This window comes from Pseudomonas sp. ES1 (assembly GCF_050586605.1).
Taxonomy (GTDB): domain Bacteria; phylum Pseudomonadota; class Gammaproteobacteria; order Pseudomonadales; family Pseudomonadaceae; genus Aquipseudomonas; species Aquipseudomonas sichuanensis.
In genome coordinates, this window is the sequence record NZ_JBOBDM010000012.1 from 25,326 (window position 1) to 38,403 (window position 13,078).

General features: G+C 62.1%; 15 protein-coding genes and 5 pseudogenes. 15 read left to right on the plus strand and 5 right to left on the minus strand.

Features of this window, described 5'->3' with window-relative positions:
• From ACQ4N9_RS07155 to ACQ4N9_RS07170, 4 genes and pseudogenes are all read right to left on the minus strand, one after another.
• Positions 1–882 carry a baseplate assembly protein gene (locus ACQ4N9_RS07155; protein ID WP_430932523.1) on the minus strand — a complete coding sequence of 294 codons (882 nt, stop codon included), beginning with the start codon at positions 880–882 and terminating at the stop codon, positions 1–3.
• Entirely contained in the window at positions 879–1,205 is a 327-nt protein-coding gene (locus ACQ4N9_RS07160; protein ID WP_430932525.1) for a GPW/gp25 family protein, read from the minus strand. Before ACQ4N9_RS07160 ends, ACQ4N9_RS07155 begins: the two co-directional genes overlap by 4 nt.
• A 2-nt stretch (positions 1,206–1,207) precedes the next feature.
• Entirely contained in the window at positions 1,208–1,429 is a 222-nt protein-coding gene (locus ACQ4N9_RS07165) for a hypothetical protein (protein WP_430932527.1), read from the minus strand.
• Positions 1,430–1,470: 41 nt separating this feature from the next.
• Positions 1,471–1,701 (minus strand): annotated as a pseudogene (locus tag ACQ4N9_RS07170) (phage baseplate assembly protein V); the annotation flags it as partial.
• 5 nt (positions 1,702–1,706) lie between these two features.
• Between ACQ4N9_RS07170 and ACQ4N9_RS07175 the strand changes: the two are divergent.
• The 7 genes and pseudogenes from ACQ4N9_RS07175 to ACQ4N9_RS07205 form a co-directional block, all read left to right on the plus strand.
• Positions 1,707–2,306, plus strand: a pseudogene (locus tag ACQ4N9_RS07175) (phage tail protein); the annotation flags it as partial.
• Positions 2,281–2,487 carry a tail protein X gene (locus ACQ4N9_RS07180; RefSeq protein ID WP_430932529.1) on the plus strand — a complete coding sequence of 69 codons (207 nt, stop codon included), beginning with the start codon at positions 2,281–2,283 and terminating at the stop codon, positions 2,485–2,487. The pseudogene ACQ4N9_RS07175 and the gene ACQ4N9_RS07180, both read left to right, overlap by 26 nt.
• 56 nt (positions 2,488–2,543) lie before the next feature.
• Positions 2,544–3,596: a phage late control D family protein gene (locus tag ACQ4N9_RS07185; protein WP_430932531.1), complete on the plus strand. Its 1,053-nt coding sequence runs from the start codon at positions 2,544–2,546 to the stop codon at positions 3,594–3,596.
• Between the two features lie 23 nt (positions 3,597–3,619).
• Positions 3,620–4,171, plus strand: a complete 552-nt coding sequence (locus ACQ4N9_RS07190) for a glycoside hydrolase family 19 protein (protein WP_430932533.1) — start codon at positions 3,620–3,622, stop codon at positions 4,169–4,171.
• Positions 4,171–4,713, plus strand: a complete 543-nt coding sequence (locus ACQ4N9_RS07195; RefSeq protein ID WP_430932535.1) for a lysis protein — start codon at positions 4,171–4,173, stop codon at positions 4,711–4,713. The genes ACQ4N9_RS07190 and ACQ4N9_RS07195 overlap by 1 nt, the downstream gene beginning before the upstream one ends.
• 151 nt (positions 4,714–4,864) lie before the next feature.
• Complete coding sequence (locus tag ACQ4N9_RS07200) at positions 4,865–5,659, plus strand: DNA adenine methylase (RefSeq protein ID WP_430932537.1); 795 nt, start codon at positions 4,865–4,867, stop codon at positions 5,657–5,659.
• A 105-nt stretch (positions 5,660–5,764) separates the two neighbouring features.
• A pseudogene (locus ACQ4N9_RS07205) lies at positions 5,765–5,953 on the plus strand (peptidase S24); the annotation flags it as partial.
• A gap of 208 nt (positions 5,954–6,161) precedes the next feature.
• Here ACQ4N9_RS07205 and ACQ4N9_RS07210 read toward each other — a convergent pair.
• On the minus strand, positions 6,162–8,195 hold the full coding sequence (locus ACQ4N9_RS07210) for an acyltransferase family protein (RefSeq protein WP_430932539.1): 2,034 nt from the start codon (positions 8,193–8,195) through the stop codon (positions 6,162–6,164).
• Between the two features lie 205 nt (positions 8,196–8,400).
• Here ACQ4N9_RS07210 and ACQ4N9_RS07215 point away from each other — a divergent pair.
• The 8 genes and pseudogenes from ACQ4N9_RS07215 to ACQ4N9_RS07250 all read left to right on the plus strand — a co-directional run.
• A pseudogene (locus ACQ4N9_RS07215) lies at positions 8,401–8,589 on the plus strand (hypothetical protein); the annotation flags it as partial.
• Positions 8,590–8,936: 347 nt separating this feature from the next.
• The gene (locus tag ACQ4N9_RS07220) at positions 8,937–9,683 is read left to right on the plus strand and encodes a LexA family transcriptional regulator (protein ID WP_390968000.1); all 747 of its coding nucleotides are present in this window, start codon (positions 8,937–8,939) and stop codon (positions 9,681–9,683) included.
• A gap of 468 nt (positions 9,684–10,151) precedes the next feature.
• Positions 10,152–10,505 (plus strand): phage holin family protein, encoded by a 354-nt coding sequence (locus ACQ4N9_RS07225; protein WP_125465192.1) that lies wholly within the window; start codon positions 10,152–10,154, stop codon positions 10,503–10,505.
• Positions 10,502–10,999, plus strand: coding sequence for a hypothetical protein (locus tag ACQ4N9_RS07230; RefSeq protein ID WP_390967999.1), 498 nt, complete (start codon positions 10,502–10,504; stop codon positions 10,997–10,999). The genes ACQ4N9_RS07225 and ACQ4N9_RS07230 overlap by 4 nt, the downstream gene beginning before the upstream one ends.
• Positions 10,996–11,598, plus strand: coding sequence for a phage baseplate assembly protein V (locus tag ACQ4N9_RS07235; protein ID WP_390967998.1), 603 nt, complete (start codon positions 10,996–10,998; stop codon positions 11,596–11,598). Before ACQ4N9_RS07230 ends, ACQ4N9_RS07235 begins: the two co-directional genes overlap by 4 nt.
• 26 nt (positions 11,599–11,624) lie before the next feature.
• Positions 11,625–11,777 (plus strand): annotated as a pseudogene (locus ACQ4N9_RS07240) (Com family DNA-binding transcriptional regulator); the annotation flags it as partial.
• 95 nt (positions 11,778–11,872) lie between these two features.
• Positions 11,873–12,199: a GPW/gp25 family protein gene (locus ACQ4N9_RS07245; RefSeq protein ID WP_110992385.1), complete on the plus strand. Its 327-nt coding sequence runs from the start codon at positions 11,873–11,875 to the stop codon at positions 12,197–12,199.
• Complete coding sequence (locus ACQ4N9_RS07250) at positions 12,196–13,077, plus strand: baseplate assembly protein (protein ID WP_390967997.1); 882 nt, start codon at positions 12,196–12,198, stop codon at positions 13,075–13,077. The genes ACQ4N9_RS07245 and ACQ4N9_RS07250 overlap by 4 nt, the downstream gene beginning before the upstream one ends.
• Position 13,078 lies beyond the last annotated feature (1 nt).

Genomic DNA, 13,078 nt, shown 5'->3' on the forward strand with positions numbered 1-13,078 from the left:
TCAGCCACCCCGCGTCACGGTAAAGCCCTCGCACCAGGCGGCCTGTGCCTTGGTCGGGGTGACGTCCTGCCACCCCACCAGTTCTACCCGCTCGACGCCGCCGATGTGCACCTGCGCATCAACACCCGATCGGGTAACGGCCACTCCCAGCCGGCGCCGAGGATTGACCCAAGCGCCCAGCCGGCGCCGGCATTCGGCTAGAATGGCCTCGTTCTCCGGCCCGGTGCCGACCATGTCCACCACCGCCTGGATGCGATAGGGCAGGATCTCGGCCGCCTGCACCGTCAACCGATCGGCCAGCGGACGGACGTCTTCTTCGCTTAGGTGCTGCTCCACCGTCTCCACCAAGTCCGGCGATGCGCTGCCGTTACCCACCAGGGACAGCACCGTCACGACCACCTCGGCCGGGGCCGGGCTTTCCGCCGTGGCGTCGGCCACCTGCCCGGAGGCGTTGCGCGCATGCAGGATGTAGCTGTTACGCGGGCCTGCCGTGGTCAGACCTTCGTAGACCAACTGCACCCGCTCGCGTAGCGCGTCGTCGGCTTCGAGCACTTCCTCGAGCGGCGGAACCGCCTTGAGATCCTCGGCCTGCACCACCAGCCGCCGCAGGCTGACGTTGGCCGCTAGCTGGTCCAGGTCAGGCCCTGCAGCGTAAGCCAGCATCAAGGCCTTGGCCGCATCGTTGACCCGGCCCCGATTCTGCAGCTTGCGGTAGGCAGCCAGTTCAAGCAGCTTGATGATCGGGTCACTCTCGAGCAGCGCGTCCCACTTGTCGCCCATGTACTCGCGGAACAGGTCCAGTTCCTCGTCGTACACGCCCTCGTAATCCAAGCTCTCCAGCACGCGCGGTGCCGGGAGCTGGGTCAAATCCATCGTACTCATACACTCACCTCTACCAGCGCGTCGTCGCCCAGGTACTGACCAGACAGCTGCAGGGTGACCTGGCCGTTGATGACGGCCTGCACACGCACACGCTCGAGCTTCAAACGCGGCTCCCAGCGCCCAAGGGCACGCGCCACCTCAGCCTGCACAGCGCTTTTCCAACCCTCGTTAACTGGAAGGTCGACGTACCGGCGCAGGTGGCTGCCGTACTCAGGCCGCATGCGCCGGCTGCCAACAGGGGTACCCAGGATGTCTTCGACGGACTGCCGCAGGTGCGACAGGCCGGTGACCAGCTGCCCCGTGCGACGGTCCATGCCGATCATGGTCAGGCCTCTTGTTCTTTGAAGTCAGACCGGTTGCGCAGGTACTCGAGGGCGAGCGTGTCGTCGCTCTTGACCTCGACCACACCCCGCACCACCACCAGCTCGGCCCAGTTGGGCAGGAACAACTTGCGACGGTCGTAGGCCTGGTCGATGAAGGTGACGCTCTGCACCACCGGCGCCGAAAGCGCAGCGCCTTCGTCGGTGTCTTCCAATGTCTTGGCCATGGATCCTCCAGGCGTAAAAAAGCCCGCTCGGGGCGGGCTGCTCAGTGTTTGTGGTTGGCCGTGTTGCCGGCGGTGTCGATGATCCGGCCGCCGCCGTTGATGTCGCCCGTGACCGTTAGCGGGCCATTGATTTGCACCTGGCCTTCCAGGGTGATGTTCGCGGCCTTGATAGCGGCACTGGTTGCCTCAGCCGCGATGCTGGTGGCCTTGACGCTGACAGTGATCGCCTTCGCCGTCAGGGTGGTTGTTTCTGCGCTGATGGCATCGTCGGTCTACGTACAGCCAGGTTGTCAGTGGCGCGGCGGCAGTGCAGGAGCGCCTCGGTTCGCTGAAAGAGCAGGCCGGAAAGGCCTCGGCAGCGATCAACCGCATCGCGGGGCAGGTGAGCCCGTCGCTGGCCAACATCCTGCCCACTGGCTCGGCGGGTATGACGCCGGCAGCGGAGGCGGTCCAGCCGTTCCCGCACCTGCTGATCCTGCAGCCGCTCGATCCGAAGGTGTCGCCGTACTACTTCAACCTGAACACGGCGGCGTTCGATGAGCTACGCCGGCAGACCTCGGCGCGCTGGGCCGCGCAGGAGCGCCTCACCCGCGACATTGCCCAGCAGGCAGTGGGCCACGGCGAAGACAAGTTGAGCCTCAAGGGGGCGATCTTCCCAACGTTCAGGGGCGGCCTCAAGCAGCTCGATACGATCCGCGCAATCATCCGCACGCTGCAGCCGGTGACGCTGATCACCGGCTATGGCGACGTGCTGGGCACCTGGTGCCTGGTCAGCGCCGACGAGGAACAGAGTGCGCTGCTGGGTGGCGGCATCCCGCGCAAACAAGGGTTCTCACTGGAGTTCGTGAAGTATGGCGAAGACATGCAGAACGTCTGACGGGGATCTGCTCGACACGCTGTGTTACCAGCATTACGGCCACCTCAACGTTACCGTTGAGCTGGTGATGCAGGCCAACCAGGGGCTGGCCGATGAGGTGCAGCCCTATCGCGCGGGGATCCTGATCCGCCTGCCGGATCTGCCGGTGCCGTCGATCGAGACGGTGCTGCTCTGGGGTTGATCCCCGCCCACTCACAAGCCCCGCCCCGTGCGGGGCTTCTTCATTCTGGAGGCTACATGCAGCCGACGTTCCGCCTTGTCGCCGATGGCAAGGACATCACGGCGCTGATCAATGACCGGCTCTTGCTGTTGCGCACGACCGACAAGCCGGGGATGGACTCCGACGAGTTCGAGCTGCGCATCGATGACCGCGACGCGGCCGTGGCGTTGCCCGGGCGAGGTGCTGGTATCGAGGTGCACCTGGGCTATGTCGGTAAGGCCCTGGCCCGCCTGGGCCGTTACACGGTCGACGAGATCGAGGTCTCAGGCCCGCCACGCACGATCGTCATCCGGGGCAAGGCCAGCGACATGCGCGGTACTGGCAAGACCACGCGCAGCGGCAGCTGGGAAAACGTCCCGTTGTCGCAGATCGTGCGCGACATCGCCGCCCGCAACGGCTGGACACCGGTCTGTCCGGTGCAGACGAAGGTCGACCGCGTCGACCAGCGCAATGAATCGGACTTCAACTTCATCACGCGCCTGGCCAAGCAGTACGACTGCACGGCGAAGGTCGGTGACGGCAAGCTGTTGGTGATGCCGCGTGAGGCCAGCGTAAATGCCAGTGGCAAGGCGTTTGGCACGGTGACGATCACCCCGGCCAATGTGAGTCGGTGGCAGTTTAGGCTCGGCGATCGCAGTGCGCAGAAGGCAGTGAAGACCCAGCACCAGGACAAGAAGAGCGGCAAGTTGGTGGTGGTCGAGCTGGCCAACGACGAAGCGCCCAGCAACCTGCCGGCAGTCCATACCGACCGCCACATCTATCCCGACAAGACAGCCGCCGAACAGGCCGCCAAGGCCAAGCTGGCCGCGTTCAATCGCAGCACGGCCGGCGTGCGCCTGCAGATGGCGGGGCGCACCGACTTGTTTGCCGAGCGGGTCATCAACGCCCAGGGCTTCAAGATAGGCCTGGATGGTGAGTACCTGGTCGACAGCGTCGAGCAGACGTTCGATGCCTCCGGCTGGACGACGGCGGTGGAGTGCAACGGCGGCAGGAAGGGCAAGGCGAAAGCCAAGGGCAAGAAAAAGAAATCCGACAAGCCACTGAAGGTGGTCGACGTTAACCCGGCCTGAGCGGCCACTGCAGGAGATCCAACATGACTGTCACACTCAAGCAGCTGCAGCACATCCTCCCCAACGCCGGCACTCAAGCCGGCGTTTTTCTGCCCGTCCTGAATGCGGCAATGGTCAAGTGGGGCATTGTCACCCCGCTGCGCAAGCGTGCCTTCCTCGCCCAGGTCGGGCATGAGTCGGGCCAGCTGCGCTACGTCCGTGAGCTGGGCAACGACAAGTACCTGGCCAAGTACGACACCGGCAAGCTCGCCGCCCGGCTGGGCAACACGCCCGAGGCCGATGGCGACGGCCAGCGTTATTGTGGCCGTGGCCTGGTTCAGGTCACCGGGCATGACAACTACAAGCGTTGCGGCGAAGCCCTGGGCCTCGACCTGCTCGCCCGTCCCGAGCTGCTCGAGCGCCCCGAGCACGCGGCCGACTCGGCCGGCTGGTTCTGGCACCAGGCCGGCCTCAACTCGCTGGCCGACAAGGGGCCGGCGGCGTTTGAGGCCATCACCCGCCGTATCAACGGTGGGCTCAACGGCCAGGACGACCGCCTGGCCATCTACAAGCGCGCCGAGCAGGTGCTGATCTGATGTCGCTCGGAGCGCGGTGGGTGCTGCTCTCCCTGTTGCTCGGGGCGGCGATGGGTGGGCGCCTGGCGTGGTTGTGGCAGGCCGACGAGCTGCAGAAGCAGGAGGCCGGGTACGAGCGGCAGCTTGCGCAGAAAGACCTGGCGCACAGCCGCGAGCGGGAGGCCGCCGCCAGCGCCGCCCTGGATCAATTGGGGCTGCAGCAGGCCGCCCGGCGTGATCTGGAAGACCGCCTGCAGGTGCAGGGTAAAACCCATTGGAAGGAGATGAACGATGCCCAACAAGCTCAGGCTCGCCTGCGTGATCGGCTGGCTACTGCTGATCTGCGGTTGTCAGTCCTGGTCGACGCCGGATCCGTTGCCGCCCAGGGTTGTGGCGGTGGGGTGCGAGCGTCCGCCGGCACCGGAGGCGTGGTGGATGGAGCCCTACGCGCCCAGCTTGACCCAGCGCATGCTCGACGAATTGTCGCCATCACCGACGAAGGCGATCGAGCAGTGATCGCGCTGAAGGCCTGCCAGGCCTACGTGCGCGAAGTCACCCAGTAGAAAAGAGGCGAGCCGGGTGGATGCGTCAACATCCAGCCCGGCCCACCGAACCCGCAGACCCTTCCTGCAAGTCCAGCCGTGGCCCCTGCCTTGTGCACAAAGCGCGGCGAGCCTAACACCTGTTTATCCATACAGTAAAGACTTGCAATCAATGACCTCTCCTATCGTTCCCTGGATGGGCGGCAAGCGCCGCCTGGCCGACCGTTTGATCCCCCTCTTTCCCCCTCACGAATGCTATGTCGAAGTCTTCGCTGGCGGTGCCGCGTTGTACTTCATGCGACCCCAGGCTGCCCCGGTGGAGGTGCTCAACGACCTCAACGGCGACCTGGTGACGTTGTACCGCGTGGTGCAGAACCATCTCGAGGAGTTCGTCCGCCAGTTCAAATGGGCGCTCAGCTCTCGGCAGATCTTCGAGTGGCAGAAGATGACCCGCCCCGAGACGCTGACCGACATCCAGCGCGCAGCCCGGTTCTTCTACCTGCAGCAGCATGCCTTCGGCGGCAAGGTCACTGGGCAGACGTTCGGTACCGCCACCACTGGGCCGGCCATCAACCTGCTGCGCATCGAGGAGAACCTCTCGGCAGCCTGGCAGCGCCTCGCCGGCACCTACGTCGAGAACCTGTCCTGGCTCGACTGTGCCGAGCGCTACGATCGAGCGCACACGTTCTTCTACATGGACCCGCCGTATTGGCAGACCGCCGGCTATGGCGTCGACTTCCCGTTCGCAGAGTACGAGCGCATGGCCGACTTCATGCGGCGCTGCAAGGGCAGGGTGATGGTCAGCATCAACGACCACCCGGATATCCGGCGGTCCTTCGACGGCTTCCACTTCGAGACCCTGGACATCCGCTACACCACTGCGAACCAGCGGCACGGCAAGGCTGACGTCACTGGCGAGCTGGTGATCATGAACTGGCAGCCTGCCGGGTTGGGCCAGCTGTTCTAGCGATGGTGCTCCAGGCGTTCGTCGATCAACTCACCGCTGCGGATTGACGTGAGAGCGATCTAACAGTTAACTGTGTGTATATACAGTTTTTGTGGATCGTTTCCCATGACCATTGATTTCCTCGGCACGCCGACGGGTGGCCCTACGTTGTTGCCGGTATACTCGTTTCGTGTGCCTGCCGGTTTTCCATCGCCCGCGGCGGATCACCTTGAACGGCACATTTCCCTTGACGAGCTTTTAGATCTGCGTGATCGAATGCAACTCGTCCTATGCGACCTGGGAGTGTATTCCGGTACTACCTAGCAAGGACATCTGCTGTCGTTTTTAGTCACAACGATGGCTGTGTGGTTGTCCAGTACTATGATACCGAGCCATTCTTGACAATGGGCGAGCCCTATTTCCAGAGCAAGCAGTACCAGACAGCGACAGTACAACAACCCCCAAGTCGGCCAGACCTTTGTCCATAAAAAGGCTGTTCGGCCGGGCCGCCTTGGTCACCCCCTCATCGTGTAGAGAGGGGAAGCGCGGATGGGGCAGTAAACAACGACTTCTCGATTAGCGGGTAAACTGCTAGTGCACCGCTAGCGCTCAGGTGGTTGTCATCGAAGTACCAGAAATTACCGCCTCGGGTGAGTGGGCAGATAGCCCCTTCACACAACACGGAATCGAAGCTGATAACTTTTGCTCCAGACTCGCGAATGGTATCAAGAGTAAATTTTGTATTTCTCTTGTGCTCGGCATAGGAAACAGAATAAGTGTCGTAAACAGCTTCTTTTCCCTTTCCTCGGCGTAAAACTTCTTTGGCCCGTTTGATCTGTTGCGGGTTGTCTTCCACTAGATAGACATCGACACCAATCTCACGATAACGATCAACCGTATTGCGTATTGCCCAGCGGAAGTCCTGCGCGGACTGATCCATGGTGGGTTTTATCGTCGGATCTCTCGCGATGAGGTTGTAGCTATGCGGTTTTGTCGTTCCGCCGCCGTAATAGGACCAGCGGCCCACGAGAATGACTGTGCGAATCTGCTCTGATTTAATATAAGCGTAAATACGCTCGTTAAGCGCCTGGCAGTTGTACTTTTCGATCTGCAGCTCACCACGCATGGACTGGATACCCAACAGTGGTGGGCAACCGGAGGCTGATGAAAACGCAATCGAGAGGTCGTGGTCAGCTGCGAGCTTTTCGAATGCCGGAAGCAAGCTGTAGGCGTGGCTGTCCCCAAACGCAAAAATGTCCTGTTTCTGCTTTTTGTCGCCCGCCTGGCAATACCAGTCGACATCCTTCTTGTAGGCATTGAGCACATCAACGCATTCGGACTCGCGCTTGGCGTCCGACCTGAAAATGCTGTTGGCATAGCTATCAAGTGAGGCATTGGCTGGCCGCCCGGGCAGGCCGTCGGTGATGTAGGTCACGACGCCTACCATGGCGGCGCCGAGCATGATGCTGGCCAGCGCAGCGACCTTGAGGCGATCGGACGTGACATTCCGGAGCGGCAGTTCGAGAAAGCGGTAGGTGGACCAAGCCAAGCCAACTGCAAGCAGTAACGTGGCGGCCATGAGCAGTCTGCTCGGTTCACCTTCATTGATGCGAAGCAGTGAGAACAGCGGCCAATGCCAGAGGTATAGCGGAAAGCTGATGAGGCCTACCCATACCATGAGCCTGGCCGACAGGACGTGCTTGTTGACCCAGGCATTCGGCCCAGCCAGGATCAATAGCACTGCGCCTGTCACGGGAATGAGCGCTTTGGCGCCTGGGAAGTGCGTGCCTTTTTTGATGTGGGTCAGCCCCACGATAAGCAATACAAGCCCCAGAACGGAAAACAGGTTTCTCAGGGCGCGTTGTTTATTGGCAAGCAGGTGCCACTGCGCCGGAGAGGCGTGAGTGTCCTTGTAGATTGTAAACCAGGCCAGCAGGCTGCCACTGAGTAGTTCCCAGAAACGGGTAAGAGGGGAATAGAAGGTCGCGGTCGGGTCATAGCCAATGAGCTTCATGTTGAGTGCAAATGAAGCGGCTGCAGCAATGGCGATGAGTGCCACGGCATTGATCCTAACTCGGCTGCAAAGGTAGAGGGCCAGTGGCAGGAATATATAGAACTGCTCTTCAATACCTAGGCTCCACAGATGAAGCAGGGGTTTGAGCTGGGCGGATGTATCGAAGTAGCCTGATTCGCTCCAGAGGGAAAAGTTTGAAATAAATATTGCGCCAGAGGCGATATGTTTTCCGAGTTGCATGAACTCGCCAGCAGTCAGCGTCATCCAGCCTATGATGTAGGTGGTGCCCAGTACCAGCGCCAGTGCCGGGAATATTCTTTTGATGCGTCGGCCGAAAAAATCGGAAAAACTGAATGTTTTGTTATCAAGGCTTTTAAGGATTATTGTGGTGATCAAGAATCCGGAAATTACAAAAAATATATCAACTCCAATAAATCCCCCTCTGAGTGCAGAAGGGAAGGCATGGAATATTACAACGCTAAGTACTGCTACGGCCCGCAGTCCGTCAATGTCGGAGCGGTACTTTATATTGGGATTGCTCATCAGTGGCCTGTTGGATACGTAAGTTGTCAAGCGATGCGCGGAGTTTACCTGAAGCCGATTTGGACTGACGAGCATTCCATCCGGTAAGCCGGGTTCGCGCCGGCCAGCGCGGCCCCTAGCGTCAGAATTTCTTGCTCACCGAAGCGACCACCGCGGCGTTGCAGATTCCACGGAGAAGCGGCGGGACAGGTGCTGGAGTAAGCGTATGGGTATCCGTCTTCCGGCCGGCTGGTTAGCTGAGCTCAATGACCAGTGCGCTCTGATCACTGATCCTGATGGGCGCGCTGCTGTGCTTTGCGCAATGGCTTATGCGGCGCACCGTCGGCGCGAGGTTGATAGTGAAGAGTTGGTCGACATGCTGGAGTTTGCCGAGTCGGCCAGGTGGTGGGCTTTGAATGCGCAGGAGGTCGAGTGCGGCCGCTAGCGGCGGGATGGGGCAAAAATGGGGCAAACCGTACGCCATTCTATGGCCCCCAATGCCCTTTGCAGCCCTGATGCACTGTTGCAAAAAAGGCGCTCAAGCCCTGAATCTAGGGGCTTGGGCGCCTTTTCTCGTTAATACTCCAGCACAATCGGGGTGTGTGCGGAGAGATCAGACATTCAGGGCCTTACAGCGGGTGGTCTGGTGGCAAATTGCGAAACGCGTAATGGTACAGGCTTTTTACGCCTGCTGCAGGGCGTATGGGTGGGGCAAAACTACGCGCCACGGGGTGATTGCATTTACCTTGGGTGGGCGGCATTATGCACGCTATGCAAAAACGCAACGTAGCCTCCACTCTCAAAGCGCTGCTCGAGCGCCACGGCCTGTCCCCGACAGAGCTGCACCGGCGCACGGGCATCCCGCAATCCACGCTTTCGCGCATTCTCAGCGAGAAGATAGTCGACCCTTCCGACAAACACGTGTCGAAGATCGCCGAGTATTTCGGCGTGAGCACCGATCAGCTGCGCGGCCGTGCCGAACTGGGCGACACCCGTGAAGCGGCGCCGCGCACCGAGGTGCATGCGGCGCTGAGCGATATCAGCCTGTGGGACGATGAAACCCCCGTCGAGGACGACGAGGTGTCTGTTCCTTTTCTCCGTGAGGTCGAGTTGGCAGCAGGATCAGGAAGATTCGTCATCGAAGAAAGCGAGCACGCACGCTTGCGCTTCGGCAAACGCAGCCTGCGCCACAACGGCGTGCAGTTCGACCATGCCAAGTGCGTGACGGTACGCGGCAACAGCATGCTGCCGGTACTGCGTGACGGCGCTACGGTAGGGGTCAACACCGGCAGGTGCACCATCGGCGATATCATCGATGGCGATCTTTACGCCATCAACCACAACGGCCAGCTGCGGGTGAAGCAGGTCTACCGGTTGCCCACCGGTATCCGTCTGCGCAGCTTCAACCGTGATGAGCACCCTGACGAGGACTACAGCTTCCAGCAGATGCAGGACGAGCAGATCAGCCTGCTGGGCCACGTGTTCTGGTGGGGCATGTACGCGCGCTGACCCACCTTGATTCCCTACAAAAACCCGCCCAGGCGGGTTTTTTTTCGTCTGCAGAAAAGCCCTACACCTCACGTCCAACAAGCCCTTCATGCATTTCAGCAAAATCAAATGCATAAACAGTTGAATAAATGCATTGACTGCATATGCATTGATGCATAATCTGTGTCTCAAGCCGGTCAGCAACCGGTTGTTACACAGGCAGCGATGAACAGGCCTCAACTGTTCAGAGGGTTGGCAACTGGCCCGGGTGTGCAGCGTAAAGCACCACGATCAGTTATCCGGCGGGCAGGTGGCCGCGGTCGGAGACACCAATTTGAAGCGGAACCGCGCGGCGTCACCAGTCGTGGCCAGCGGTTCGCCAACGCATTACTGAAAAGCCTGCAAGCCGGGCTTTTTGGAATGCCGAAGGCAACAACCCTCCGTTCGCCGGCATGTCGCCGGCGGGCATCACACAAGGAGTACAGGACAGTGACGAACGAGCAACAGACGTTGCTGGAAATGCCGCTCTGGCTGGTGATCGTCCTGGCATTGCTGGGCGGCCTCAGCGGCGAAATGTGGCGCGCCGACAAGGCCGGTGCCCGAGGCTGGTCGCTGATCAGGCGGCTGGCGCTGCGATCCGGGGCCTGCATGGTCTGTGGGGTTTCAACAGTCATGCTGCTGTATGCAACGGGCATGTCGATATGGAGCGCCAGCGCCTTTGGTTGCCTGACGGCCATGGCCGGCGCTGATGTGGCCATCGGTCTCTATGAACGATGGGCCGCCAAGCGTCTGGGTTTGCGCGAACCGATCAACGGTGATCAACCCTGGAAGGAGGATGCATGAGCCAGTTGGCGATGTTGCAAACGACGCTGACCCAGACCATTCGTGAGGCGATACCGGATCTTGCGTCGGTAGAGGCGCAAGCAGCTGTAGGAAGCAGCACGGCGTTACCGGCCCTGCGCCACGGCATCGTCAGCATGGTCGCCGATGCCGCGCCTCGGGATGGTCGTTCGGTACTGGCGATCACCTTCGAGGCCGATATCACCCCGGACACGGCCAGCACGGATGCTCGGCTGCAGGGCAGCGAGCTGGCGGCACAACTGATGGACCTGCTGCGCCAGCAACTCTGGGGTTTGGAGTTCGTCGAGGCGACCCGCAACGTCCAGGCGCAGTACCTCGGGGCCCAGTGGAAAGTGCGCTGGGAGCAGCCGGTGCTGTTGGGCGAGCCACGCTGGGAGTGGCCTGACCAGCCGCCGGGCAGCCTGGTGCTGGGGTTCGAGCCGGATACCGGGGCAGGCAACGAAGGCCGCTATATCAGACCGGAGGACCTGGCATGAGCTACGCCAGCGCCATGCACGATCGCATGTTGGCCGCCCTGGTGATCCCGTGCCGGGTAGTGGCGGTGGACCTGGCTGCTGCCCGGGTGCGTGTGAGTGACGGTGATGGCTGGACCAGCACCTGGGTGCGCTGGCACGCACTCGCTGCCGGCAAGGCCCGCCACTGGCGGGTGCCCAGCCTGGAAGAACAGGGTGTTTTGGTAAGCCCCAGTGGCGAGCCCGCGCAAGGCACTTTCGTGCCGGGCCTGTATGGCAACGCCGGGGCTGCGCCGGACAACCGTGATCATGTCGAGATCTGGCGTTTCGACGATGGCGGCTCGCTGAGCTACGACTGGCAGGCCAGTCGCTACGACATCCAGCTGCCCAATGGCAACGCCAGCATCAAGGTGGGCGCCAGCACATTGCAGGTCAGCGATGCCGGCATCACGCTCGAGACGTCAGCCATCACTTTGGATGCCACGTCCATCACTCTGGATGCCACGTCCATCTCCCTCACTGGCAACGTCGCCATCGATGGCCCGCTGCTGGTCAGCGGTGACATCAACGGTGGCGGTCGGATCATCGATACCGCCGGCAACACCGCCAATCACAAGCACTGAGCCCACCCAATCGATGCCAGGGAGGCATGCCCATGCTCAAAGACCTGCGCTGCGGCCATTGCGCGCGGCTGCTCGCCCGCACGGGCGATTTCACCGAACTGCAGATCAAGTGCCCGCGCTGCGGCACCTTGAATCATGCCAAGGCCTCGAGCCCTGCCCGATCGCCTGCGAGCGACCAGAGTGCGCAGCTTTGCGCACGCCATCACGCTCTTCTACAGGTAGAGAACGCCATGCATATTCATGAACGGGATGCGCCTGCGTCGGGAGGTGCCCCATGATCGGCCTGGACCGCCGTACGGGGCAGCCCCTGAGCGGCATCGCCCACCTTCGCCAATCCATCGAAGACATCCTCACCACCCCCCTCGGCAGCCGGCGCATGCGCCCCGACTATGGCAGCCAGTTGCGCCGCTACGTCGACCTGCCGGTCAACGACGGCTGGAAGAGCGCCGTGCAGGCCGAAGTTGCCCGGGCCCTTGGGCGCTGGGAGCCACGCCTGGCGCTTGAACGGGTGCGGGTGGTGGCGGTGCTCGACGGCCAGGTCAGCCTGGCCCTGAGCGGCCGTTACCTGGGCGACGACGCACTGCTGGAGGTAAGCGTATGAGCCAGGTCGACCTGTCCAGGCTGCCGGCACCCCAGGTGCTCGAAGACCTCGATTTCGAGGCGATCTACCAGGAAGACCTGGACACCTTCCGCAGCCGCCTGGGCGACGGCTGGAACGCCTTGCTGGAGAGCGACCCGGTCACCAAGCTGCTGGAAGTCGGGGCTTACCGCAAGCTGCTCAACCGGGCGCGGATCAACGACGCGGCCAAGGCGCTGCTGCTGGCCTACGCCGAGGGCAGCGACCTAGAGCAGCTGGCCGGCAACGTCAGCCTGCAACGCCTGGTCATCCAGGCCGCGGATCCAACCGCCTCGCCTCCTGTCGAAGCATTGCTCGAGTCCGACGACGCCCTGCGCGAGCGGGTGCAGTTGGTCTACGAAGGCCTGACCACCGCCGGCCCGCGCAACAGCTACATCCTGCATGCCCGCAATGCCTCGGGGCAGGTTGCCGATGCCACGGCCGAAAGCGCGTCGCCAGCCGTGGTGGACATCACCGTACTGAGCCTGGACGGCGACGGTACCGCCAGCCCGGCACTGCTGGCCGAAGTGGCCAGCTACCTCAACGACGACGACATTCGTCCGGTCGCTGACCGGGTGGTGGTGCGCAGTGCCGAGATACTGCCGTATCGCATCGATGCCGTGCTGCACATGGCCGGCAGCGGTCCGGAGTACGAAGCGATCCTCGCCGAGTGCCGACGGCGCCTTGAAGGTGCGATCAACCCGCGAAGGCGCCTGGGCGTCGAGGTAGCGCGTTCGGGTATCGATGCGCTGCTGCACATCGACGGCGTCAGCCGGGTCGAGCTGATCGGCTGGGCCGACCTGCAGCCGAGCAAGGCGCAGGCGGCCTGGTGCAGCGGCTTCGACCTCAAGCGCGGAGGCTGAC